Origin of the sequence: Nocardia brasiliensis NBRC 14402, from assembly GCF_000308475.2 — a bacterium.
Lineage (GTDB): Bacteria > Actinomycetota > Actinomycetes > Mycobacteriales > Mycobacteriaceae > Nocardia > Nocardia brasiliensis.
Window position 1 is genome coordinate 49,510 of sequence record NZ_BAFT02000067.1, and the last position, 23,202, is coordinate 72,711.

Here is a 23,202-nt window from a genome sequence, read left to right on the forward strand (position 1 = left end):
GACCTTCCATACGGTTCACAGCAACTACAGCCCCTGTGAGCAGTAGGAAACCTTTGTGACCTTGAACCTATCTGTCGCTTGGTCCAGGCCAACCGGTCCGCTCCCCAACCGCCTTTCTTTCCCAAGCCGCTCGAGACGCCACCACAGCCAGATGACCACGCTGGAACCTGCCTCATACACCTGACGTGCGCCTAAAGCCGGGTACGGCACACGACGTGCTCAGCACTATCCCGGTAACTCCCGCGGCAGGTATACCGAACTGGGCAGGCGCGCATAGGACTTCGAGACAGAGCCAAGCCGCCGATCAGTCCGGGTGGGCGGCGAACCACGCATCGAATACCTTGAAGTCGCTGCGCTGCAATCCTTTCCGCGGATCGACGCGGTGCAGCAGCGCGCTGCCGTGGTATTCGGCCGCCACCCAGTCCCGGTCAGTGCGGGTGATCTCGTCGTCGACCCAGATGAACGGTCGCCCGGCCGCCCAGTCGACCAAAGCGCGGGTTTTCCAGTGTAATCCGAACCATCGGTCGACGCGATCGTCCGGAGCCGTCGGCCACTCCAGCACGGTGAGTTCCGGCAGGCCGAGGATCGGGCTCAGCGTGGTGTTCGCCTCGTGCATCCAGGTGGTGGCCCAAACCACCTGGCACGGCAGCGCGGCCAGGAGTGGCCCGAGTTCGGAATCGAGCCGTGCCAGTAAGGGATTCGAGTCGGGTAACTCCGGACGCGCCGGACCGTCGGTCCCGCCGAACGGAATCAGCGGCCCGTCGACGTCGAGGAACAGCAGTGCATCCACCGCTCGCACCCTAGCGCTCCCGATGGACAACGCCCATGGCCCGAACTAGATCTCGATCCGCGGCACCAGCGGTTGTGCGCGGGCGCTCGCCGCCGCCTATCTGGTCGACGGAACATTGCCCGCGGGCGACGTCGCCTGCTCGCCCAGCTGAGCCGACTCGTTCCGAATACCCCTGTTGAACAGCTCGTTCAGGAACCGTTCAGTGGGTGGTGAGCCTACGTCTGCATCATCTGTGCCGGGTGCCGAGACACCGTGATGTCGTTGCTGCGCGGCGGCAAGGCGATTCGGTATCTCGACCGATGGATTCAGCAGAAAGGCAAGTCCGAGAATGAGTTATGTACGTCAGTGGTCCGGGTTCGGCCGCACCGTGCTGATCACCATGGCAGTCGTGTCGAGCCTGGCGGTGACAGCTTGTTCGGCGGCTGCCGAGGACAAAGCGCCTGCCGAGACCCCGGCGGTCAAGCCGGCGGTGCTGCTCGTGCACGGGGCGTTCGCCGACGGTTCCAGCTGGAGCAAGGTGGCCGAACGGCTCCAGCGCGACGGCTATCAGGTGACCTCCGCCGCCGTTCCGCTGCGCGGACTCACCTACGACGCCGGATACATCCGCGGCATCCTGGACGGCATGCCGGGCAAGACCATCGTGGTCGGCCACTCCTACGGTGGCGCCGTGATCACCAATGCCGCAACCGGTTCGCCCAAGGCGGCGGGCCTGGTCTACATCGCGGCGTTCGCCCCGGACCAGGGCGAGAGCCTCGGCGAACTCGACGGCCGATTCGGCGGCCCGGCCACCAAAATCACGGCGCCGCACGAGTACCCGCTGCCGGACGGAAAGGGCAGCGCGCCCGAGCTGAGCATCGCGCCGGACAAGTTCGGTGAGTTCTTCGCGCAGGACCTGCCCGCCGGCGAGGCGGCGATCCTGGCGGCCGGGCAGCGCCCGATCGCGGTGGCCTCGTTCACCGACAAGTCCGCCGAGCCCGCCTGGAAGACCCTGCCGAGCTGGACCCTCGTTGCCGCAGACGATCGGATGATCCCGCCCGCCGGTCAGCGGGAGATGGCCGCGCGGATGAAGTCGACCGTCGTGGAAAGCCCAGGCAGTCACGCGATCGCATTGTCCCAGCCGCAGGCCGTCGTCGACCTGATCGAAACCGCGGCCGCCGAGGTCTGAGCGCGGCGAGCCCTGTCGAGACCGCAACGCTCGCCGTGCGCCGGCGGGCTCGATCCGGTGCCTCGCGCCGCATTCGGCTGACCGACAACGCAATCGGCGCGGGCGGGGGCTCGGTACGGTGGTTGTGATGGGGCAGGCCGGTAGCCCCATCGGCTCGGCCGGACCGGTTCGCGGAGTGGGGAGGCATCATGGTCGATATCGAGGCGCAGGACCGGATCGAGGTCATCGGCGCGGATTTCTACACCGATCCGCACACCTACTACCAGCGCTGGCGCGAGCGCGGGCCGGTGGTCAAGGTGCGTTTTCCGACCGGAATGCCGGTGTGGCTGATCGTCCGGTATGCCGAGGCGCGCGCCGCGCTGGCCGACGTGCGGCTGCACAAGAGCCTGGCCGGTGTCGTCGAGGTGCAACGCCGCAAGACACCCGACCTGACATTGAACGGCGATCTGCTCATGCTGAGTTCGCACATGCTGAACTCCGATCCGCCCGACCACACGCGCCTGCGCAAGATGGTGAACAAGACCTTCACCGGGCGGCGGGTGGCCGCGATGCGGCCCTGGCTGGAACAGATCACCGCGGCGTTGCTCGACGAAATGGCCGACCAGGACGAGGTCGATCTGCTGGAGGTCTTCGCGACGCCGCTGCCGGTCACGGTGATCTGTGAACTGCTCGGCGTGCCGTTCGCGGATCGGGAGACCTTCCAGTACTGGACAAAGGTTCTGGTCGGCGCGATCGGCGCGCTCGAGGAACGCCGGCGCTGTGCCGCCGAGATCGCGCCGTACCTGCGCGAACTGGCGCAGGCCAAGCGCGCGGAGCCGGGCGAGGACCTGCTCTCCGGTTTGGTGCAGACCCGGGCCGACGGCGACCGGATGTCCGACGAGGAGGTGGTCTCCATGGTTTTCCTGCTGCTGATCGCCGGCCATGAGACCACCGTGAACCTCATCAGCAATGGTACATATTCGTTGCTGCGCAACGAATCCCAGTTCCACGCGTTGCGTACCGACCCGGCGGGGATCCCGGCGGCGGTGGAGGAGTTCCTCCGGTTCGAGGGCCCGGTCGACTGGGCCACGGTGCGCTACACCGCCGAACCGATGGTGGTCGGCGACACGGAGATTCCCGCGGGCGAATTCGTCTATGTCTCGCTCAACGCCGCGAACCGGGATCCGGCCAGGTTCGCCGACCCCGAACAGGTGGACGTGACCGGGGAGACGGCCGGACACCTGGCTTTCGGCCACGGCATCCACTTCTGCGTCGGCGCGCCCCTGGCCCGGCTCGAAGCGGAGATCGCGTTCACCGCTCTGCTGCAACGATTCCCGAACATGAAGCTGGCCGTCGACGAGTCCGAACTCCGCTGGCAACCCAGCCTGCTCATCCGCGGCCTCGAAGCCCTACCCGTGCGACTACACGGCTAGGTGCCTACGCCCGCAACTCATTTCAGCTTCAGGTCGAACGCTGATTGGGCCCGGTGGGCGAGGTCGGCGCCGAGTTTGTAGCCCTGTGCCGCGAGTTCCTGGTGGGTCTGCGGGTCGTCGGTCTCGCTGCCGTAGAGGAATTGCAGTGTGGACGTGGCGATCTGCGAATATCCGGCGATGCCGTGGCGCAGTTGCAGTTCCGCCGCCTCCCGGTAGCCGCGGCGTTCGTAGGTGCCTTCGCCTACGCCCGCGATCGCGAGGAAGTGCAATTCGTCGACGGCACTGCCGCTTTCGGTCGCGGGGTTCTCGTAAGCCCAGCGGCGGCTGAACACGCGATCGATCCAGCCCTTCGCCAGGGCGGGCAGGGACCACCAGTACACCGGGAACAACAGCGCGACGACGTCCGCGGATTCGATCAGCTCTTGTTCGCGCCGCACGTCGGCGGGGACCTCGCCGCGGAGTCGATGCACCGCGAGGTCGGCCGCGGTGAAGACCGGATCGAAGCCGGTCGCCGTCAGATCGTGCGTCACGACATCGGCGGTGCCGCCGGCCTGTATGCCTTGTTCGACGGCACGGGTGATGGCCCAGGTGGCCGAATCGTGATCAGGGTGCGCGACCACGAGCAGGACGTTCGGTCGGCTCGATGCGTTCGTCATACGGCGAAGGTAAAGTATGACATCAACGTCAATGTCAAGGAGCGAGTCGGGTGCGGATCAGCGATCTGGCCGAAGCCACCGGCGCGAGTCCGCGCATGCTGCGGCACTACGAGAACGCGGGCGTCCTGACGCCCGACCGCGACCCCAACGGCTATCGGCACTACCGGCCCGAGGACATCAAGACCGTGCACGATATCCGCTGTCTGCTCGGTTCGGGTCTGTCGCTGGCCGAGGCCGCCGAGCTGATCCATATCGCCTGCACGGCACCGCAGACCGCGACCGATGACGACCGTGCCGCGGTGCTGGCCCAACTCGACGAACGCAGCAGGCAACTGGACGCGGGCATCGACCGGCTGCTCGCCGAACGCGCCAGCCTCGGCAAACTCCGCGCGGATATCGCAGCCGGTCGGTGACCTGCACGACCTACACTGGCGGCGTGCCTGTACGACAGCTACTCGCGGTATCCATGTTCGCTCTGCTCGCCCCGTTCGGCGTGGCCGCCTGCACCGCGGAGGGACCGGGCACCAAGACCGAATGCAAACCCTCCGGCTGCACCGTGACGTTCGCGCGCGGCGTGAACGCCAAGGCCAGCATTCTCGGCGTCGACGCGGAACTGGTTGCCGTCAACGGCAATACGGTCACCCTGCGCGTCGCGGGTCAGGAGACGAGCGTGCCGCTCGGTGAGACCCAGCCGGCCGACGGCTTGAGCGCCACGGTGCAGGAGGTCACCAATGACAAAGTCGTGGTGAAGTTCTCGACCGGCATCACCACCGGCTGAGCTGTCGCGGCCAGCAGGCCAGAGCGGGAATCTCCCACTCTGGCCTGCCTTTTCGGGGTTGAGGTGACAGCCGGCGGTTAGGGCAGTGTCACTTCCGGTCCCCGAGTCCGAAGGGCCGATCCCCGGCAGGATCGGGCGCTTCGGGGCTCTCTTGCAGACCCTGGCTGCCGAGGCTGCCCGGGTAGAGATATTCGGCGGCGGGTCGCTTCTTCCCGTTCAGCCAGGCGTCGAAGAACCCGGTCAGATTCTGCTGCGTCCGGGACTGGAAGAACTGGCGGAGTTCCGGGATCGACGCGTTGCCGTGCCGATGGCTCTGCGCGAAGTCGCGGACGGCGGTGAAGAAGACGTCGTCGCCGATGGCGCGGCGCAGCGCGTGCAGGAACAGCGGGCCGCGGGTGTACACGGTGGTGAACTCCCGGCCCTTGCCGGGGTCGTACAGCGGTGTCGCCCAGACGTTCTGCTGATCGGCACTGGCGAGCGCCCTGCGGTAGATCTGATCAGCGTTGCGGTGGTCGATCCGTTCCGGCCACAGGATGTCGGCGGTGTAGCTGGCGAAGCACTCGTTCAGGCAGACGTCGCGCCAGTCCTTGATCGATACCGAATCACCCCACCACTGGTGGGCGTTCTCGTGGACCACCGTGTTCAGGTCGGTCCACGGCGCGTAGATCGGCCGGGTCTGGGTCTCCAGCGAGAACTGCAGGTTGGTGTCCACGTAGATGCCGCCCCCGGATTCGAACGGGTACGGGCCGTAGAGCTGTTCGGCGAAGCCGAGCACCGCGGGCAGCTTCTTCTCCAGGTCCTGCTTGTTCTTCGCCGACGGCGCGAAGAAGCTCTCCAATGGTGTTCTGCCCGAAAGGGTCTGGCTCAGCCGGGTGAACTTCTCGATGGCGATCGTGGTCAGGTACCCGATGATCGGGTCCTTCGCCTGCCAGGTGACGGTGTGCTTGCCCGTGCCGGCGGGTGTGTCCGAGGTGCGCAGACCGTTCGAGGCCACGTCCCAGCCGGTCGGCACGGTGGCGCGCACGGTGATGGTCGACTTGTCCAACGGGGTGTCGTTCAGCGGGAACCAGGTGGTCGCGGAGTGTGGCTCGCCCGCGGCGAAGGCGCCCCCACTCGGCGAGTAGGTCCAGCCGTTGCCTTTGGTATCCGGTGCGGTGCCCGCGTAGTCGACCACCACCGTGAACGACTGCCCGACCGGCAGCTCTGCCTTCGGCGTCACGACCAGTTCGTGCTCGCCTGCCCGCTTGAAGCCGGCGGCTTGACCGTTGACGGTGACGGAACCGACTGCGGGACCGGCGAAATCGAGGTTGAACGCGGACAGGGCCTGGGTGGCCTTGGCGGTGACCTTGGTCTTGCCCACCAGTCGATGACTCGACGGGTTGTAATCGATGGCGACGTCGTAGTCGATCGCGTCGTACCCGCCGTTGCCGTCCTTCGGGTAGTACGGATCGCCCAGGCCGTCCGATCCCGGAGTCCCTGCGGCAGCGGCCGTTTCGCCGGCCACCGGCGGCGCGGGGTCGGCCGCCGCGGGTGCCCCTGCCACGAGGACGGCCGCGACGGCCGCCACGGACACGACCGCGGGGCGGGAACGCAGGACCGCGGGGATCGGGTGGTACTCACCCGATAGTTGTCGAATTCGCATGGGGCACGACCATTTCGGTAGAGGAGGGATTGCCGGACGAGATGGTTCAGTGGTGGTCGAAGTGCTTGGTCTCGCTCCAGCTGTCGAGCACCCGGCCGGTGTCGGTCGCGTCGACGAACACCACCCAGAGTTCGGCTTGCCTACCGTGCCCGTCGCCGTTGACCTCGACCAGGTAGGCGGGGACGGCCACGCTCGGGGCGTCGTCCTGGGCGGCCAGCTTCGGGTCGTACCAGACGGGTATCGCGGTCCCCGCGGTGAACTGCTCGATCGGCGCGTTCGCCCGGCTCGCCAGCACCTGCCGGGCCGTGCGCGCGGCGTCGGGCGGCGCCGCTGCCGCACCCGGCGGGAACGCCCCGCGCGACTGCTGCGCCAAGGCGCCGGTCACCGAGAGCAGTGCACCGGCGGCATCGAGGGACTGCGCGACCGAGGCGCCGTACACCCGGATCGAGTCGATCTCCTGTCGCAGCCGGACGGTGGCGCCCTCGCCGATCGCGAAGACCGCGTCGACCACGAGTACCCCGACCGACCCGGCGCCGAAAAGCTGCCGGATGCTGTCCGCCCACGCCGCCGCGACGGCCGTGGCCTCGGCCGGCACGCCCGGCGGCGGCGGTAGCGGGGTGTCCGGCACCACCTGCGTGACGATGCCCTGGTGGTCGGTCAGCACCGTCTTGGGCACGGTCGCCAGCTCGGTGCCGTCGGGATGCCGGGAATTCATACTCAAGTAGAACCACATTCGAGGTGGCCATTCGAGTGGGGAATAACTGGGGAGCCATTCGATAAATGGCTCCGGCGCGAATTCCGGAAAATGCGAAAGAATCGTGGCACGGCGGGACGCCGGCAGGTTGCGGTGCGCCGGTCTCCGGTGCCGCAATCCCATCTGCCGAAGCGGGTGGCATTCGCGTTGCGCGCCAACGCCACTCACCTCGGCAACGACGAGATCACGGTACCGAAGCACCCGTCCCGCAAGGCCGCCGGATGCAAGGCTCGATTCGCAAGTCCCGCCCGGGATTACGCGATCGGGCCGCTCTTCACTTGCACTGCAACCGATCGCCGATCCGCGTGGCGAAATCCTGCCAATTCGCGGCGTTCTGCCTGGCCATGTCGTGGATGAGATTCAGGCAGTGCTCCGGGATGCGGTCGGCCAGGTCGAGGGACTGGGTCGGCGTGCGCGGGCTGGCGTCGAGCCAGCGCAGTAGCGTGCGCCCGGTTTCGGTGAGCCGCAACGACGGATCGCGGCGCAGGCTCTGCAACACCGAAGCGGGGCACACCCGCGGTGCCGCGGCCGGCTCGGCGGGGCGGTGCGTGCCGGCGGGGCTGTCGCAGGGTTCGGTGCGGCGCTGCCGGTTTCCGTCGGCGCGGCGCACCCGGCGCATCCGGCCGTCCCGGCCTAGTCGCTGTCCGGTCTGGGGAACATCCCCAGACGATTGTCTGCGCACCGCGCCGACCGTCTTGTGGTCGAGCCCGGCCACTTCGGCTACCTTCCGATCCGACCACAGGGGATACATCCGCATGATCCGCAGCGAAGCGGCTTTGCGGTCGATCACCGACAGCGGCAGTCCGTGCGCGATGTTGGCCTGCACCGCGAGTACGAACGCCTCCTCCTCCGTGCCGTCGAAGAACCGCACCCGGATAACCCTGGCCCCCTTCAGTTTTGCGGCCTGTAGCCGATGAGCGCCGTCGATGAGCCGCATCGTGCCGCGATGCACCAGAATCGGCGGCAGCTCGGTCTCCGTTTGCGCGAGCACCTGCGTGTGCGCGGAGTCCTCGGCCCGTACCCGCAGCGCGCCGCCGATGTCTATGGACTCGATGGGGATCTCTACGACTACGTCGGTGACCCCCACTCTCGTATCGTCGTTGTCCACGTTCAACCTGTGTTCACTCACGGCGGTACTCCTGCGTCGAAGCCGAGATCACATTCCGTAGCAATTCCGCACCGCCACTGTCGATCCGAAGCGCTGATGGCGGGACGAATCGGTGCAGGAGCCACGGCGCTGTGCCGGGGCAGACGGTGACTTTGTAGCGCGGACAGCAATATTTCACATTCGCAGCAAGACGGCAACGATACGGTGTCCAAACGTTCATACAATCGCGATGTTCGGGCGCGTCACGGAATGGCGCACTTGCGCTATTTAGTGAATGGTGTTCATTGGCCGAGAAGAGCCCTGATCGCCGGAAACCGCCAGTTCCGGCGACCGGCCCCCGGGCGGCGGACAGGCCACCGGACCATAGGTTCATCTATCGAAACTGTCATGTCCGGGCGATTCCGATGTGCTTGTCTGCCAGTTGATCTGCGGTGGCGCGGCAGATCGCCTATCATCGGATGACCTACTCATCCGCGCGACGGACGGAGGGCTCCTTGGCCGTGTTTTCCGACGATTGCCCTCATCAGCAGCGATTTCCGTGATGCGGCTCGTTGCCATGTCCTCGTATAAGCCGTAGTGCGGCAAACGCCCAGCGCTACAACCACACTACTGCACCACCGTCGGCCAAAGCTTCGCATGTGCTCCGGCGCGAATCAACCGCGCGAAATCATGGTCCACGGTAAAATGTGCGCTGTGCCGGATCCGTATCATCGGACCGGATTCCATCTATTCGGACAATTCTTCCTTCATATGTCGGCGACCGACTCCGGCGGTGTCCGCCGCATTTTTTCCTCCGCTCATTCGCTGCGTGTAACGGTATGTTCACGGGCCATTCTTTCGCGCCTGACAACCTGCCGATCAGCTCATCGGTAGACGAACATCCTTTGCCCGCGCACCGGTCCCGTGTTTGATCGAGAGGAATGTTGTGTCACAGTCGGATTCAGGTTTTCCCAGACGCCGTTTCCTCGGCGGTACGTTGGGCGTCGCCGCGTTGGCCGGCGGTTTGCAGGCATTTCCACCCGGAATGCTGGAGGCTATGGCCGCACCGAACCGGAAGGGCACCATCGGCGACGTCGAGCACGTCGTGATCCTGATGCAGGAGAACCGTTCGTTCGATCATTATTTCGGCACGATGCGCGGTGTGCGCGGCCTCGGTGACGCCTCGGTCGTGGCCGGGCCGGACGGGCGCGACATCTATCACCAGCCCGATGCGGGCCGCACCGACGGTGGCTACCTGTTGCCGTTCCATGTGGACACCAAGGTGGTCGACGGTCAAGACCTGGGCGATCTGCCGCACGGCTGGGACGATCAGCATCGGGCGGTGCGCGGTGGGTGGAGCGACGGCTGGATCGCGGCGAAGGGGGAGATGGCGATGAGCTACTTCACCGCCGAGGACATCCCGTTCCATCGCGCGCTCGCCGACGCCTACACGATCTGCGACCACTACTATTGTTCGGTGCTCGGGCCGACCACGCCCAATCGGCTCTACCACTGGACCGGCACCATCGATCCGGCCGGACAGAACGGCGGACCCGCGATCAGCAATCCCGCCGACTACCGTCCCGTCTACCGCTGGACGACCTATCCGGAACGCCTGCTGGACAAGGGCATCAGCTGGAAGGTCTACGCCAACGACGAGGTGGGCGACGATTCCGGCCACCCGTTCGTCGGCGACTACGGCGACAACCCGCTGTGGCTGTTCGACGCTTACCACGATCCGAACAAGGCCGAACTCGCTTCGCGGGCAAAGGTATTCGGCGCTCAGAACTGGAAGCCGGACTCCGGTCAGGGCAAGAACGTCGAGCATGTGCTCGCCGACTTCCTGGCCGACTGTAAGGCTAACAGGCTCCCGCAGGTGTCCTGGGTGGTCGCACCTTACGGCTACTCCGAGCATCCGGCGGCGCGTCCGGTCGACGGCGCCGCGTACACCTCGGCGGTGTTGAAAGCGTTGTGGGCCAACCAGACGCTGTGGAACTCGACCGCCGTGCTGATCAACTTCGACGAGAACGACGGCTTCTTCGACCATGTGCCGCCGCCGATGGCGCCGCCGAACACCCCGGGCGAATACGTCAACGGAGCGCCCATCGGCCTCGGCCCGCGGGTGCCGATGCTGGTCATCTCGCCGTGGAGCCGCGGCGGCTGGGTGAATTCGCAGGTGTACGACCACACCTCGGTGATTCGGTTTCTGGAGAAGTGGACCGGGGTGAACGAACCGAACATCTCGGCCTGGCGGCGTTCGATCTGCGGCGATCTCACCGGGTGTTTCGATTTCGGCAAGACCGACACGACCATCCCGATGCTGCCCGACGCCACCGCGTTGCGCGCGCAGGCCGATGCCACCCAGCGCACGCTGCCCGCTCCCGCACCGCCACCGGCCGGCGGTCAGCGCCCACCGGCTCAGGAATCCGGCACCCGTCCGGCCCGCCCGCTGCCGTACGCGCCCGCGGTCAACGGCACCCTCACCCCCGAGGGCGCGCTCGTCACCGCGTTCCGTAACACCGGCACCGCGGATCTGCAGCTGGCTGCCTATCGGGCCGACGGCCGCACCGACGGTCCGTGGCGTTACGACGTGAAAGCGGGGACGACGGTCACCGACACCTGGAACGTCCCGGCCTATCCCGACAAAAAATACGGCGTCGCGGTGCACGGACCCAACCGGTTCCTCTGGCGGCTGGCCGGTACCTCGACCTCCCCGCTGGAGGTGAGCGCCGCTTACACTCCCGACTACAAGTTGCAGCTATCGATGACGAACAAGGGAAATACGACGGCGACCGTCACCGTGCAGGCGAACGGCTACCGCACCGACGGTCCGTGGACCTACCAGCTCGCGCCGGGGAAAACCACCGTAGACACCTGGAACGCGCTGACCTACGGCAAGGGCTGGTACGACCTGTCGCTGACCGTGGACATCGATCCGGTCTATCAGCGCCACTTCCGCGGGCACATCGAGAACGGACAGCCGAGCGTGACCGGCTGACCCGAGTCCGCGCGGTCTCGTACTGTGGGTCTTGGACTGCCCACTCGCCGTGGTCCCGAGCCGCGCCGGTCGCCCGCGCGGCTCGGCTGCGGCCGATCCGAGCGTGAGGACCATGTCGGACAATGCCACAGCAGATCGAAGCGCGTTCGATGCGGTGATCGCGGCCGCGGACTATCCGGTGTTCGTCGTCACCACGCACGCGGGTGGACGCAATGCCGGGTGTCTGGTCGGCTTCACCTCGCAGGTGAGCATCGATCCGCCGCGTTTCCTCGTCGGTATCTCGAAGACGAACTTCACCTACGGCGTCGCGGCGCAGGCCGAGCAGCTCGCCGTGCATCTGCTCAGCCGGGAACAGTCCTCGCTGGCCGCGCTCTTCGGCGCGGAGACCGGTGACGACATCAACAAGTTCGCGCACTGCAAGTGGCAGCCGGGGCCGGCCGATGTCCCGATCCTGGACGCGGCCGCGGGCTGGTTCACCGGCCGCATCCTGGCCCGGCACGACCTAGGCGATCATGTCGGCATGGTCGTCGAGCCGACCGCGGCCGCCGCGCCGCCCACCGGGAAGGAAGCGTTACGCTACCGTGCCGTCGCGGATCTGAAGCCCGGGCACGTGGCCTGATCGAATCAGGCCACGTCCACCGATCGCTCCGGTTCGAGCGCCTGCTCGCGGAGAGTATCGAGGGTCTTGGACAGAATGCGCGACACCTGCATCTGCGAGACACCGAGCCGCTCGGCGATCTGCGCCTGGGTGAGCGACTCGAAGAAGCGCATAATCAGCACCCGGCGCTCCCGCTCGGGTAGCGCGGCGATCAGCGGCCGTACCGTCATCGACTCCTCCAGCAGCCGGTAACACGGTTCGTCGGCGCCGAGCCCGGCGGCGGCGGGCAGCGGCGCGTTCTCGCTGTCCTCGCGCACCACGGCATCCAGCGACCGGGTCTGATAGCCGTTGCTCGCGATCAACGCCTGGGTGACCGTGCCGACGTCGAGGGACAACTCGGCCGCGATCTCGCGCGCCGTCGGCACCCGGCCGAGCCGGTTCGACAGCAGTTCGGTAGCCGGACCGATCTGCTGCTGAATCTCCTTGAGCCGACGGGGAACTCGCACCGCCCAGGTGTTGTCCCGGAAGTGCCTGCGCACCTCGCCCATGATCGTCGGCACCGCGAAGGAGAGGAACGAACTGCCGCGCGTGACATCGAAACGGTCCACCGCGAGCACCAAACCCACCCGGGCGATCTGGTGCAGATCATCGAAACTCTCGCCGCGCCCGGCGAACTTGCGGGCGATGTGCTCGGCCAGCGGCAGGCACCGCTGCATGACTTCTTCGCGTAGTTCGCTGCGGTGCGGGTCGTCGACGTCGAGCGCGGTCAGCTTCTCGAACCAGGGCTCGATGTTGTCGTAACTGTCGCCGCGGGAGTGTGTGCGCCGTGCGCGGCCGGCCTCGTCCTGCGTGAACTCACGTTGCATCGGATATTCCTCGCTCCCAACTGAATTCGATGACGGTCGGATACCCTCCGGCGACCGGGTCAAAAGAGTCACGGGTCGATTCGGCCGAATCGGTGAGCAACTGCACCAGTTGCCAGCTCAACGGGTCGCGCCGGTCCTCGGCGTCGCGCGTCGCCGTCGCGGCGATCCGCGCACTGAATCTGCGTCTGGTGTAATCGAACTCACAGCGCAGCGTGCTGCCCGGTAGCGCCTCCAGCATCATCGCGGTCGCCGCTTCGCTGACCACCAGCCGGACATCGGGAATCGCGTCCAGAGTGATGTCGGCCATCATGCACACGGTGTCCGTGAGGGCGCGCAACATCCCCAATTCGCGCAGTTCAGCCGCCAATTCGAGCGAAACCCGGTGCGCGAGCACCGAGGTCTGCCACGGTGTCGAAGCCTCGGAAACCACCTTCATCTGTGCACCGCCTCCCATCGCGTCACTGATGGCCATACCCGCGCCACAGCAACCCAACCGGCAAGATCGGTGAACGGTGTCAGGCCTCCGGGCGCCTGCTGGTGTCGCCGCTGCGGCTGACCTCGTAGCCCAGCAGACGTTCCGCTTCCTCGATTCCGCCCTGCAAGTCGCCGACCGCGTTCATCTTCGACAGGTCCAAACCGATGGTCACCAGGGTGAGCGCGATCTCGGAGGACAGGCCGGTGATGATCACGTTCGCGCCCATCAGGCCGGACGCGTCCACGGTCTGCACCAGGTGGTTGGCCACGGTGGAGTCGATCTGCGGGACACCGGTGATGTCGATGACGACGACCTTGGCGCGGTTCGAGCGAATCGCGCGCAGTAGCTGTTCGGTGAGCTGGCGGGCGCGCTGGCTGTCCAGCACGCCGATGATCGGCAGGATGAGCAGCTGTTCACGCACCTGCAGCACAGGGGTGGACAGCTCGCGGATCGCCTCCTGCTGCTGGCGGATGATGCGTTCGCGTTCTTCGACGAAGGACACGCCCACGGTGTTGGCGATGCGGTTGGCGGCCGGTTCGTAGGCGTCGAGCACGGCGTTGAGCAGTTGGAAGTCGGTCTGGTACTTCTCGAACAGCGAGCGGGCCAGCACGTCGCGCAGCAGCAGCACGATGCCCAGGACCTCGTCGGTTTCGACGCCTCGCGGAATGATGCGCTCGGACAGATCGCGGGCATAGTCCTGCAGGGCCTCGACCGAGCCGGTTTCGAGGACGGCGACGTAGTTGTCGTAGACGGAGGTCGCCTCGGAAAACATCTCGTCCGGCGTCATCGCGGTGAGCAGCTGTGCGTCGGTGATCCGGCGCGCCCATTCCTCACGCAGCACGGTGCGGTTCTGTCGCAGATGTTCGACCAGCTCGGAGAGCAGGCCTTCGCTGACACCGTTGGAGTTGCTGTCGGCAGCCAACGTACCAATCGACACTTCGGACAATGCCGCCTCCGGTCCGTCCCCACGCGAGTCGACCCACGTGCTCGAAGAAGCGGTGGCCAGCACGCTCGTTGGACTGTTCCACCGACCGCAGAATCGTATACCCATCCGGGGTCTCGGCCAGGAACTTCGACACGTTTCCGGACTGCCACCCTGGACGCGGTACATACGCCGTGGAACCGCCGAGAAGCGCTACTCGGCTATCTGCCGCTCTGCTGCCGTGCCGTGCCCGGCCTGGTGGTTCCGTTCGGGCGGACGGGGCGAGGCGGTGTCGCTGTGCAACAGGCCGTCCACCTCGGCGTCGGTGAGCGCGTCGAAGCGCTGGTAGGACTGGCCGACCGGACGGACCTGCGCGGGCGTTTCCAGGCACACGACCTTGTCGGCGTAGTAGGACAGGGTGCGCGCGATCCGGTGGGGTGCGACCGGCACTGCGAGCACGACGCGTACCGCGCCGCGCCGATACGCCGCCTGACAGGCGGTGCGCGCGGTGATGCCGGTCCGGACACCGTCATCGACCACCAGCGCGGTGCGGCCGTGGACCTCGGCCTGCCTGCGGTACTCGCGCAACCGCTGACACAGCCGGTGCAGCCGGTCGCGGCCGTGCCGCTGGGCGGCGCTGATCTCCGCGGTGGTCAACATGGCGCTGCGCACGACGACGTCATCGATGAGTTGCGTGTCGTTCTCGGCGACCGCACCGAAGCTGAGATCGGGCCGGTAGGGGACCCGTAGTTTGTTGACGACGACCGTGTCCAGCGGAAGCCGCAGCGACACCGCGATCTCGTACGCGACGGCCAGCCCACCGCGTGGAACGCCGAGCGTGACGACGTCGGGACCGCGGAATGCTTGCAACTGATAGGCGAGGCGCCGGCCCGCGTCGCGCCGGTCGAGAAACAGTGAGCGCTGGTATGTCCGGCGGCCACTGTGGTCACCGGGTCTGGCTGCGCCGTCCATCCTTCCCCCGTGCATCGAGTCGGTCGGTTCCGGAGCCGCACTACGGGACTCGGATGAACGAGGCCAATTGTACTCGGCGGCAGTGCGTCCGGCGTGGGTTCGATGCGCCCATCGGCATTACTACGAAATGTGCTGGGGCAGTGCCGCGATCAGCGACAGTCCCGTCGTAGCCGTGGCTGTGGTTCGGTGAAATGCACTGGGGCGGGCGCATGCCCGGTGATCGCCTCGATGATCTCGGCCGCCAGATCCGCGACGCGGACGTTACGTCGCTGGGATCGGTCGCGCAGCACCGCGAAGGCCACGTCGCGGGTGCACCGCCGCTGCGCCATGACGATGCCGAGCGCCTGGTCGATGGTGGATCGAGAGGCGAGCGTCTCGCGTAGCTGGGCGGTCAGGGCGCTCTGCCGGGCGGCATCGATGCCCGCAGCGAGCAGTGTCCCGATGTGCTCGGCGGTCAGCGCCGCGTCCTGCCGCAGCCGTTCGGTAAAGGTGTGCGGCCGGTTCGAATAGAGCGACAGGGCGCCGAGCGCCTCGCCCGCTGCCGAAACAGGTTGGACGTGAACTGATTTCACGCCATGCGCCAGCAGCCTGCCGGGGTAGTCGCCCCAGCGGCGCTCCCGTGTCACATCAGGGATGGAAATCTGCTGTGCCGTGTCGATCGCCTGGGCGCTCGGGTCCTGCCCCGTGCTGAGCCGAGATTCCTCGAGCAGCATCGGGGTGGCATCGGCGGAACCGCCGACGAGGGGGCCCTGGGCTCGGGCAAGCGTGAAACCGACCATGAGGGAGTGCGGCAGCATTCGGGCGACGATATCGGCGACGGCGCACAGAGATTCGGTGACATCGCCGCGAGTCAACAGCAGCGTGGTCAGGTCCGACAGGCCGATTGCGAGCTCGTCAGCCATGAAATCTCTTGACGGTCGACAAAATCCGCGCGCTGCTCGCACCGCAGCCCGGCGTGGTAGATCTCCGATCGCGCCCACACGGGACCAGCGTACGTCGCTGGATCGGCGGCGGAGTCAATTGCCGCTGACAGCGCCCGTTCCCCACACGGCGACCGCCGTGTCCTGCGTCCGGTGAGCTGCGAGGTTCCCGCAGGTCACCGCGCTCGCGTCGGCGAGGTATCGCCGGAGTGCCCACGGATACGTGGGGATCTCTACGGCAGAGCCCCAGCTCAACGGCATGGGTCACCAGATCGCAGACACAAGTGTCGAGCCCGGGTGTTTGCGTCGGCGCAGAGCGGTTATCCGCCAAACGTCCGGCCGAAAACAGCGGGTCGGTCCAGCCCGACGAAAGGGGTTAGACAGTGAGCACAGCTGACAAGGCCAAGAACAAGGCTGAAGACCTCGCCGGTCAGGCGAAGGAAAAGTTCGGCCAGGCCACCGATGACCGGGATCTCGAGAACGAGGGCAAGGGCGATCAGCTCAAGTCCAACTTGAAGGACGCGGGCGAGAAGGTCAAGGACGCCTTCCGCAACTGACCGCGCACAGCTACCGAGCGGGCGAGCGCCGTACCGGACGCCGCCCGCTCGGCGTGTTTCGCTGAGCGGACCGAACCGCTCCGATCCTGGCGAGCCGGGGGATAGGGTGCTGTCCTCATAGCGGGAGCGCTGGCTTCGAAGGGATCGGGATGATCGCGGCACGGATGATGGCTGTGGTGGCGACGGTGTTCGTCGCGGCGGGAATGGTCGGGGGAGCGGGACCCGCGACGGCCGGGCCCGCGGCCTGCGCGGCGGGAAATCCGTTGCAGCCCACTGCGGAACTGTTCGCGACCGACAACACCGCGACGATCACCGATCCGCAGGATCCCCGGCTGCAGCAGCGGCTCGACGGCTTCGAGCTGGTGGTGGATGGGATCGCGGTGCAGCACATCGGATTACCGGTCGGGTCGACTTTGGTCAGCGGTGTGTTCTGGTCCGACGAGCGGCAGCAGGCGACCTATGAGCGGTCCCGCGAATTCCACTTGGCCTGCGTCGGTGCGGCGGATCTGCGGCGGATCGCCGAGCAGGTGCGCACCCGATTCCAGCAGGAGTCGGTGCTGACTTTCCAACGGCTGGCACCGAATTCGCCGGACATCGACGCGTTGACGGTCGCGATTCCCGGTATCGATGTGCGGCGATTCCACGACGGGCTGGTCGCCGATCCGGTGGCGAGGCAGCGGCTCGTCGGCGGCTCGGTCACTGAGGCGAACACGCTCATCCTGGTGGTGGACGTCGCGGATCTGGAGCTGGCGCAGCGCTTCGTGGCCGGGATCGGCGGGGATTGGGACGCCGCGAGCGTGCAGTACGGCGATCGCGAATTCGTCAGCGCCTGAACAGGGTTCGCTGCTCTGGGTGCGATTCCTCGCGCCGGAGTTCGTCTTCCGGGGCTGAACGCGTCTACGTGCCGGTTCAGTGTTCGAGCTTGCGCAGGATCTCGTGCAGGGTGCGCAGCTCGGCCTCGTCCAGCGCGGCGACCGAGGTCGGTGCGGGGTCCGGGGTGGCCAGCGCCTCGGCCAGGATCGCCCGCCCGTCCGCGGTGAGGGAGACCTGTTTGCGGCGCCGGTTGGTGGGGTCCACCTCGCGGACCACGAGGCCGCGCTCCTCGAGATCGTTGACCGCCACCGTGGCGGCCGGTGCGTCGATCGCCGCGGCGTGCGCCAGTTCTTTGACGGTCAGCGGTGCGGCCTGTAACCGGCGGAGCACCCGAATGCGACTGAACGGCAAGCCCGTTCGCTCGACGGCCGCGCGTCGCCACGGGTCGCGGCCGTAGAGCACGAGCCGGGTGAGTTGGGCCCACACCTCGTCGGCGGTGGGGGTGTCATCCGACATGCGCAGGCACTTTCTGTTCGAGTAACGGGGCGACACGGTCGCTGGACCGCTTGGCCCACGGCGTATTCGCGACCACACCGAGTATGGCGACTCCGGCGGTCAGCACCGCGATCACCCACCACAGCCCCGCTCCTGTCAGCGCACCGCAGAGCGCCACGCCGATGCTCACGCCCACCTGGCGGCTGGTCGAAGCCACCGAGGCGGCCGCGCCGGCCCGGTCCAGCGGCATTCCGCTGACCGCGGTGGTGGTGATCGGGGCGTTCACCATGCCGAAGCCGACGCCGAAGATCGCGAACATCACCACGAGCGCCCAGACCGGGGTGTCCGGGGCGAGCGTGCTGAGCAGCACGGCGGCGGTGGTCATCATGACCCCGGCCACGATGAGCGACGGCCGGGTGCCGTGCTTGCCGACGAGCCGGCCCGACAGCGGGGAGAAGATCACCATCGCGACCGCCATCGCCAGATACAGCAGGCCGGTGTGCACGGCCGAATAGTGCCGGACCGTCTGCAGATACAGCGAGCAGGTGAACAGGAACGCGCCGAGGGTGGCGAAGCTGAAGACGGCGATCACCGTCGCCGACGAGAACGGCACGCTGCGGAAGAAGCGCAGATCGATGAACGGATCCACCCGCCGCGACTCGTAGTAGACGAACGCCGCCAACGCGATCGCCGCGACGACGAAGATCAACGGCTGCCGCTCGATCAGGCCGAACACGGTGGTGAACAGGAACACGACGGCGAGCAGCTGGCCGATCGGATCGATACCGCGCACCGTCGCCGATTTCGACTCCGGCACGAAGAGGGTCGTGAGCACGAGGGCGAGCGCGCAGACCGGCAGATTGATCCAGAACACCGACTGCCAGCCCAGCGCGTCGATCAGCACGCCGCCGACGGTGGGCCCCAACGCCATCGAGATGCCGACCACCGCGCCCCACACCCCGATCGCCCGCGCGCGTTCGACCCGGCCGGTGAACACGGTGGTGATGATCGACATCGCCACGGGATTGAGCATCGAGCCGCCGACCGCCTGCAGGAACCGTGCCCCGATCAAGACCTCGATGGTCGGCGCGAGGCTGCACAGCAGGGAACCGAGCGCGAAGGTGGCCAGTCCGATGCGGAACACCTTGCGGCGGCCGAACCGGTCGGCCGTGGTCCCGGCCAGCATCAGGAAGCTTGCGAGGGTGAGGGTGTAGGCGTCGACGATCCATTGCAGCCGCGACAGCGGCGCGTGCAGATCCGCCTGGATGGCCGGAATCGCCACGTTCACGATGGTCGCGTCCATCGACACGATGAGCAGGCTCAGGCAGCACGTCGCGAGCACGATCGTTTTGCGACGGGCGGTCAACCCCTCGACAGTTGTAAGCATATAACTATTGTGTTCTTACAACTGTTCCACATGCAAGGGCTGTGATCCAGGTCGCACCGGCTCGGCCCGCCTCCGGCGGGTTGGCATTCTGGACGGGTGATCGACAAATCGGAGGTGCTGTTCCTCGGCGGGCGCTCGGGCGTCGGCAAGAGCCGGGTCGGTCTCGCCGTGCACGCGGTACTCGCTGCGGCGAACGTGCGGCACGCGCTGATCGAAGGCGACAGCCTCGACCTGGCGTACCCGCCCACCTGGGAGCACGGCCTCGCCGAGCAGAATCTGGCGGCCATGTGGGGGAACTACCGCGTGCTCGGCTACCGGCGGTTGATCTACACCAATACCGCGAGCGTGTTTCCCGAGGTCATCGCGGAGCTCACGGCGGCGATGGGGGATACGCCGACGGTCACCGCGGTGCTGCTGACCTGTGACGATCAGACCGCGTCGGCGCGGCTCGCGGTGCGCGAGAACGGCATCGAACTGCAGCGGCACATCGAGCGCAGCATCGCGACGGCCAGGGAACTCGACCATGCGGTGCCGGCGTGGGTCCGGGTGGTCGACACCACCGACCGGACCCCCGAAGAGATCGCCGCGGAGGTCGTCGCGCTCACCGGCTGGCAGGCCGACCCGTTCGTGGTCGTCTGAGCGCGCCCGCGGCGGCCGCGGCACTGTCATACTCTGGCGACGATTTCGGCCCGTTCTAAGGAGTCTCGATGGGCGCTGTACTGGTCAAGGGGCAGAACGGGGCACTGGCCGAGCCGCGGGTGGTGCTGTCGGTACGGACGGAGGCACAGGTCGATCTGTCGGCCCTGCTGGTGACTGCGGCGGGCGTCGTGCGGTCCGACGCCGACTTCGTGTTCTTCAATCAGCCGACCGGGCCCGGCGTGCGGCTGCGCACCGAAGGCGCCGCCGCACTGGAGGTTTCGCCCGCCGACCTGCCCGCCGAGATCACACAGGTGCGCGCGATCCTCACCCTCGCCGACGCGTCCGCGACGTTCGGGCAGTTCGCCGCGCCGGTGGTGACGGTCGCCGACCGTGCCGGAAACACGGTGTACGAGTACCGCATCGAGGGTCTGGCGAGCGAGTCCGTGGTGATCGCGCTCGAGCTGTACCGCCGCGAGTCGGCCTGGAAGGTGCGGGCGGTAGGCCAGGGCTACGCGGGCGGTTTCGCGGCACTGGTCACCGATCATGGTGTGCGCGTGGATGATACGCCCGCCCCGGCACCGGAGCCGCAGGTGCGCACCGTGCCCGGGGAGGCGGCGCTGTCGTTCGAGAAACGCGAAAAGCTCGACCTGCGTAAGCGTGCCGTCGCGAAGGTGCTGATCGACAAGAACGCCTTCGGGATCCGTGCGCGCGTGGTGCTCGTGCTCGACAAGACCGGCAGCATGCAGAAGCAGTACCGCAATCAGGTGGTGCACCGCGTCGTGCAGCGCATGGTTCCGATCGCCACTCAGCTCGACGACAACGGCAGGCTCGAGGCGTACCTGTACGCGCTGTCGTTCGCCAAGCTGCCCGACATCACCGTCGAGCGCAGCGACGAGTGGGCGCAGACCTATCTGCATCTCGGCGGAAACCACGCGGGTATCGATTACGACCGGATCGGCGGACGCAATGACGAGCTGCCGATCATGCGCGACATCCTGTCCTCGGTGCGTCCCGGCGACGGACCGACCCTCATCCTGTTCTTCACCGACGGCGGCTTCGCGAACAAGCGCGAGATCAGCGCGCTCATGCGGGATGCGGCGCGGCTGCCCGTGTTCTGGCAGTTCATCGGATTGGGCAAGGCGAACTACGGGCTGCTCCGCACGCTCGACGAGCTGTCGGACCGGTTGGTCGACAACGCGGGCTTCTTCGCCCTCGACGATATCGACCGAGTCGACGACGGCGAGCTGTACACCCGCCTGCTCGGCGAATTCCCGGACTGGCTGCGCGCCGCCCGCACCGCGGGCGTGCTGCGCTGAAACGCGCTCACCGCTCGGGGATCTGCTCGCCGGCCCAACGCGCCCACTCCTCGTTCATCGCGTGGAACCGCTGACCCCACTCCAGCGCGAGCCGGCCGTAGTGAGAGAACTCGTTGTCGTCCTCCCAGGCGATCGATTTCTCCAAAGCGCGCAGCGCCGCGAGGCCTTCCGCGGCTCGGGTCGCGATCTCACTCAGGTAGGCCGCGGCCTGAGCCGGTGCCAGCGCGCCGAGAAAGAAGACGCGCAGCGTCGTCTCGTTGCGGACCGAGTGCTTCGGCTTCGTCTCGGTCAGCCAGTGCTGTAGTTCGGCGAGGCCGGATTCGGTGATCGTGTATTCCTTACGGCCGCGCGGCCCTTTGTCCGAAACCGAGATCAGCTCGGCGTCGGCGAGCGTGCCGAGTTCGGTGTAGATCTGGCTCTGGGTCGCCGTCCAGACATTGGCCAGCGACACCTTGAAGCGCTGGATCAGGTCATATCCGCTGGCTGGGCGGTCGGCGAGCAGCCCGAGCACGGCGAAGCGGAGACTCATGCGGGTCACTCTACATTCCACTATTGACAGGTCGATTTCTCAAATTCTAGTTTCGACATGTCTAAATAGGAATATTGGGCGAAGCCGCCCCGCTCAGATCGGTCGTTCCGCATGACTTCTCCCGTCCCGCATCTCGCCGGCAACTACGCCCCGGTCGCCGACGAGGTGACCGCCCACGACCTGCCGGTCACCGGCCAGATTCCGGCCGAACTCACCGGCTGGTACCTGCGCAACGGACCCAATCCGCACGACGCCGCGTCCCGGCACTGGTTCACCGGTGACGGCATGGTGCACGGCATTCGCATCGAGAACGGACGCGCCGTCTCGTACCGCAATCGTTGGGTGCGGACCAAGACATTCACCGACGGCGCTCGCGTCATCGATGACGAGGGCAACCGGGATCTGGCCGCGGGCGTAGCCAATACGCACGTCATCCGGCACGCGGGCCGGACGCTGGCGCTGGTCGAATCGTCCTGGCCCTACGAATTGACCTGCGAGCTGGACACGGTCGGGCCCTACGACTTCGACGGCGCGCTGCGTACGCCGATGACCGCGCACCCCAAGACCTGTCCGAGCACCGGTGAGCTGCACTTCTTCGGCTATGAGGTGCTCAACGAGCCCTATCTCACCTACCACCGTGCCGACGCCGACGGCACGTTGCTGCTCAGCAGGCCCATCGAGGTGCCCGCCGCGACCATGCAGCACGATTTCAATCTCACCGCGCAGCATGTCGTATTCATGGATCTACCTGTGGTTTTCGACCTGCCCACAGCGCTGGCCGGCGCGGGGATGCCGTTCCGCTGGAGCGAGTCCTATCCGGCCCGGCTCGGCGTGCTGCGCCGCGACGATCCGCACGGCGAGGTGCGCTGGTTCGCCATCGATCCCTGCTATGTGTTCCACACGCTCAACGCACACGACGAGCCGGGCAAGATCGTGCTGTATGTCATGCGCTATCCGCAGCTGTGGCAGCACGACTCGCACGGCTTCGACGAGTCCACGTTGTGGCGCTGGACCATTGATCTGGTCATGGGCACGGTGGCCGAGGAACAGCTCGACGATCGGGTCGCGGAGTTCCCCCGCGTGGACGATCGGCTGATCGGCCAGGATGCGCGCTTCGGCCACGTGACGGTCGCCGGCGACTCGAATGCGCTGATTCGCTACGACCTGCCCGCCGGCGATCGGACCACACACGAGTTCGGTGCGGGACGCGTGCCCGCGGAAGCGGTGTTCGCACCCGCGGACGAACAGCCCGGCGGCAGCGGATATCTCATGTCTTTTGTCTATAACGCCACGTCAGAGCTGAGCGATCTGGTCATTCTGCGCGCCGACGATCTCGCGGCGGCTCCGGTGGCCACTGTGCACCTGCCGCAACGGGTTCCGTTCGGATTCCACGGCAGCTGGCTCCCGGATGTATAGCGGCGCGGTGTGCCG

The 23,202-nt window shown here is 67.0% G+C and carries 24 protein-coding genes; 11 read left to right on the forward strand and 13 right to left on the reverse strand.

Translation table 11 applies throughout. From position 1 onward, the window contains the following. Window positions 1-304 precede the first annotated feature (304 nt). Window positions 305-790 (reverse strand): HAD domain-containing protein, encoded by a 486-nt coding sequence (locus tag TY25_RS24480; RefSeq protein ID WP_081869076.1) that lies wholly within the window; start codon window positions 788-790, stop codon window positions 305-307. 328 nt (window positions 791-1,118) lie between these two features. Between TY25_RS24480 and TY25_RS24485 the strand changes: the two genes are divergently transcribed. Together TY25_RS24485 and TY25_RS24490 are read left to right on the forward strand one after the other, a co-directional pair. Then, window positions 1,119-1,955 (forward strand): alpha/beta fold hydrolase, encoded by an 837-nt coding sequence (locus TY25_RS24485; protein WP_063602754.1) that lies wholly within the window; start codon window positions 1,119-1,121, stop codon window positions 1,953-1,955. A 188-nt stretch (window positions 1,956-2,143) separates the two neighbouring features. Further along, window positions 2,144-3,367, forward strand: a complete 1,224-nt coding sequence (locus TY25_RS24490; RefSeq protein WP_042259613.1) for a cytochrome P450 family protein — start codon at window positions 2,144-2,146, stop codon at window positions 3,365-3,367. A gap of 17 nt (window positions 3,368-3,384) precedes the next feature. On the opposite strand, the gene TY25_RS24495 is transcribed toward TY25_RS24490, so the two are convergent. Beyond that, window positions 3,385-4,023: an NAD(P)H-dependent oxidoreductase gene (locus TY25_RS24495; RefSeq protein WP_042259615.1), complete on the reverse strand. Its 639-nt coding sequence runs from the start codon at window positions 4,021-4,023 to the stop codon at window positions 3,385-3,387. A 50-nt stretch (window positions 4,024-4,073) separates the two neighbouring features. On the opposite strand from TY25_RS24495, the gene TY25_RS24500 reads away from it, so the two are divergent. Continuing rightward, window positions 4,074-4,436 carry a MerR family transcriptional regulator gene (locus tag TY25_RS24500; protein WP_042259617.1) on the forward strand — a complete coding sequence of 121 codons (363 nt, stop codon included), beginning with the start codon at window positions 4,074-4,076 and terminating at the stop codon, window positions 4,434-4,436. Between the two features lie 23 nt (window positions 4,437-4,459). Further along, window positions 4,460-4,801, forward strand: a complete 342-nt coding sequence (locus TY25_RS24505; protein WP_043682741.1) for a hypothetical protein — start codon at window positions 4,460-4,462, stop codon at window positions 4,799-4,801. Window positions 4,802-4,889: 88 nt separating this feature from the next. Here the strand turns inward: TY25_RS24505 and TY25_RS24510 are convergent, their stop codons facing one another. From TY25_RS24510 to TY25_RS24520, 3 genes are all read right to left on the reverse strand, one after another. Then, window positions 4,890-6,443 carry a M1 family metallopeptidase gene (locus tag TY25_RS24510; RefSeq protein ID WP_042259621.1) on the reverse strand — a complete coding sequence of 518 codons (1,554 nt, stop codon included), beginning with the start codon at window positions 6,441-6,443 and terminating at the stop codon, window positions 4,890-4,892. 46 nt (window positions 6,444-6,489) lie between these two features. Further along, window positions 6,490-7,164 (reverse strand): hypothetical protein, encoded by a 675-nt coding sequence (locus tag TY25_RS24515; RefSeq protein WP_146154045.1) that lies wholly within the window; start codon window positions 7,162-7,164, stop codon window positions 6,490-6,492. Between the two features lie 307 nt (window positions 7,165-7,471). After that, the gene (locus TY25_RS24520) at window positions 7,472-8,326 is read right to left on the reverse strand and encodes a ParB/RepB/Spo0J family partition protein (protein WP_201773697.1); all 855 of its coding nucleotides are present in this window, start codon (window positions 8,324-8,326) and stop codon (window positions 7,472-7,474) included. Between the two features lie 904 nt (window positions 8,327-9,230). On the opposite strand from TY25_RS24520, the gene TY25_RS24525 reads away from it, so the two are divergent. Then, window positions 9,231-11,282, forward strand: coding sequence for a phosphocholine-specific phospholipase C (locus TY25_RS24525; protein ID WP_081869078.1), 2,052 nt, complete (start codon window positions 9,231-9,233; stop codon window positions 11,280-11,282). A 112-nt stretch (window positions 11,283-11,394) separates the two neighbouring features. After that, on the forward strand, window positions 11,395-11,901 hold the full coding sequence (locus TY25_RS24530) for a flavin reductase family protein (RefSeq protein ID WP_029903786.1): 507 nt from the start codon (window positions 11,395-11,397) through the stop codon (window positions 11,899-11,901). Between the two features lie 5 nt (window positions 11,902-11,906). Here the strand turns inward: TY25_RS24530 and TY25_RS24535 are convergent, their stop codons facing one another. The 5 genes from TY25_RS24535 to TY25_RS24555 all read right to left on the reverse strand — a co-directional run bounded on the left by TY25_RS24535 (window position 11,907) and on the right by TY25_RS24555 (window position 16,017). Further along, window positions 11,907-12,746, reverse strand: coding sequence for an RNA polymerase sigma factor SigF (locus tag TY25_RS24535; RefSeq protein WP_042259625.1), 840 nt, complete (start codon window positions 12,744-12,746; stop codon window positions 11,907-11,909). Then, window positions 12,736-13,182 carry an anti-sigma factor gene (locus tag TY25_RS24540; RefSeq protein WP_146154044.1) on the reverse strand — a complete coding sequence of 149 codons (447 nt, stop codon included), beginning with the start codon at window positions 13,180-13,182 and terminating at the stop codon, window positions 12,736-12,738. Before TY25_RS24540 ends, TY25_RS24535 begins: the two co-directional genes overlap by 11 nt. Window positions 13,183-13,261: 79 nt before the next feature. Further along, window positions 13,262-14,167 carry an STAS domain-containing protein gene (locus TY25_RS24545; protein ID WP_042259717.1) on the reverse strand — a complete coding sequence of 302 codons (906 nt, stop codon included), beginning with the start codon at window positions 14,165-14,167 and terminating at the stop codon, window positions 13,262-13,264. A gap of 189 nt (window positions 14,168-14,356) precedes the next feature. Next, window positions 14,357-15,115: a phosphoribosyltransferase gene (locus TY25_RS24550; RefSeq protein ID WP_063602755.1), complete on the reverse strand. Its 759-nt coding sequence runs from the start codon at window positions 15,113-15,115 to the stop codon at window positions 14,357-14,359. Between the two features lie 149 nt (window positions 15,116-15,264). Then, entirely contained in the window at window positions 15,265-16,017 is a 753-nt protein-coding gene (locus tag TY25_RS24555; protein ID WP_042259627.1) for a GAF and ANTAR domain-containing protein, read from the reverse strand. A 401-nt stretch (window positions 16,018-16,418) separates the two neighbouring features. Between TY25_RS24555 and TY25_RS24560 the strand changes: the two genes are divergently transcribed. Together TY25_RS24560 and TY25_RS24565 are read left to right on the forward strand one after the other, a co-directional pair. Next, window positions 16,419-16,592 carry a CsbD family protein gene (locus TY25_RS24560; protein WP_042259629.1) on the forward strand — a complete coding sequence of 58 codons (174 nt, stop codon included), beginning with the start codon at window positions 16,419-16,421 and terminating at the stop codon, window positions 16,590-16,592. 149 nt (window positions 16,593-16,741) lie between these two features. After that, window positions 16,742-17,425, forward strand: coding sequence for a hypothetical protein (locus TY25_RS24565; protein WP_081869079.1), 684 nt, complete (start codon window positions 16,742-16,744; stop codon window positions 17,423-17,425). Window positions 17,426-17,501: 76 nt separating this feature from the next. Here TY25_RS24565 and TY25_RS24570 read toward each other — a convergent pair whose 3' ends face one another. Next, window positions 17,502-17,921, reverse strand: a complete 420-nt coding sequence (locus TY25_RS24570) for a MarR family winged helix-turn-helix transcriptional regulator (RefSeq protein ID WP_042259631.1) — start codon at window positions 17,919-17,921, stop codon at window positions 17,502-17,504. After that, a complete protein-coding gene (locus tag TY25_RS24575; protein WP_042259633.1) occupies window positions 17,911-19,287 on the reverse strand; it encodes an MFS transporter in 1,377 nt (458 codons plus the stop codon). Before TY25_RS24575 ends, TY25_RS24570 begins: the two co-directional genes overlap by 11 nt. Window positions 19,288-19,383: 96 nt before the next feature. On the opposite strand from TY25_RS24575, the gene TY25_RS24580 reads away from it, so the two are divergent. Together TY25_RS24580 and TY25_RS24585 are read left to right on the forward strand one after the other, a co-directional pair. Further along, window positions 19,384-19,926 carry an ATPase gene (locus TY25_RS24580; protein WP_201773698.1) on the forward strand — a complete coding sequence of 181 codons (543 nt, stop codon included), beginning with the start codon at window positions 19,384-19,386 and terminating at the stop codon, window positions 19,924-19,926. A 68-nt stretch (window positions 19,927-19,994) separates the two neighbouring features. Further along, a complete protein-coding gene (locus tag TY25_RS24585) occupies window positions 19,995-21,242 on the forward strand; it encodes a VWA domain-containing protein (protein WP_042259635.1) in 1,248 nt (415 codons plus the stop codon). A gap of 7 nt (window positions 21,243-21,249) precedes the next feature. Here TY25_RS24585 and TY25_RS24590 read toward each other — a convergent pair whose 3' ends face one another. Continuing rightward, window positions 21,250-21,771, reverse strand: a complete 522-nt coding sequence (locus TY25_RS24590) for a PadR family transcriptional regulator (protein WP_042259637.1) — start codon at window positions 21,769-21,771, stop codon at window positions 21,250-21,252. Between the two features lie 111 nt (window positions 21,772-21,882). On the opposite strand from TY25_RS24590, the gene TY25_RS24595 reads away from it, so the two are divergent. Continuing rightward, window positions 21,883-23,187, forward strand: a complete 1,305-nt coding sequence (locus TY25_RS24595) for a carotenoid oxygenase family protein (protein WP_042259640.1) — start codon at window positions 21,883-21,885, stop codon at window positions 23,185-23,187. Window positions 23,188-23,202 lie beyond the last annotated feature (15 nt).

Coding starts and splice junctions, on each gene's coding strand:
- TY25_RS24590 (WP_042259637.1), bottom strand. CDS start 21,771: ATGAGTCTCCGCTTCGCCGTGCTCGGGCTGCTCGCCGACCGCCCAGCC.
- TY25_RS24570 (WP_042259631.1), bottom strand. CDS start 17,921: ATGTCGGATGACACCCCCACCGCCGACGAGGTGTGGGCCCAACTCACC.
- TY25_RS24595 (WP_042259640.1), top strand. CDS start 21,883: ATGACTTCTCCCGTCCCGCATCTCGCCGGCAACTACGCCCCGGTCGCC.
- TY25_RS24510 (WP_042259621.1), bottom strand. CDS start 6,443: ATGCGAATTCGACAACTATCGGGTGAGTACCACCCGATCCCCGCGGTC.
- TY25_RS24585 (WP_042259635.1), top strand. CDS start 19,995: ATGGGCGCTGTACTGGTCAAGGGGCAGAACGGGGCACTGGCCGAGCCG.
- TY25_RS24490 (WP_042259613.1), top strand. CDS start 2,144: ATGGTCGATATCGAGGCGCAGGACCGGATCGAGGTCATCGGCGCGGAT.
- TY25_RS24575 (WP_042259633.1), bottom strand. CDS start 19,287: ATGCTTACAACTGTCGAGGGGTTGACCGCCCGTCGCAAAACGATCGTG.
- TY25_RS24485 (WP_063602754.1), top strand. CDS start 1,119: ATGAGTTATGTACGTCAGTGGTCCGGGTTCGGCCGCACCGTGCTGATC.
- TY25_RS24555 (WP_042259627.1), bottom strand. CDS start 16,017: ATGGCTGACGAGCTCGCAATCGGCCTGTCGGACCTGACCACGCTGCTG.
- TY25_RS24540 (WP_146154044.1), bottom strand. CDS start 13,182: ATGAAGGTGGTTTCCGAGGCTTCGACACCGTGGCAGACCTCGGTGCTC.
- TY25_RS24535 (WP_042259625.1), bottom strand. CDS start 12,746: ATGCAACGTGAGTTCACGCAGGACGAGGCCGGCCGCGCACGGCGCACA.
- TY25_RS24550 (WP_063602755.1), bottom strand. CDS start 15,115: ATGGACGGCGCAGCCAGACCCGGTGACCACAGTGGCCGCCGGACATAC.
- TY25_RS24565 (WP_081869079.1), top strand. CDS start 16,742: ATGATCGCGGCACGGATGATGGCTGTGGTGGCGACGGTGTTCGTCGCG.
- TY25_RS24495 (WP_042259615.1), bottom strand. CDS start 4,023: ATGACGAACGCATCGAGCCGACCGAACGTCCTGCTCGTGGTCGCGCAC.
- TY25_RS24530 (WP_029903786.1), top strand. CDS start 11,395: ATGTCGGACAATGCCACAGCAGATCGAAGCGCGTTCGATGCGGTGATC.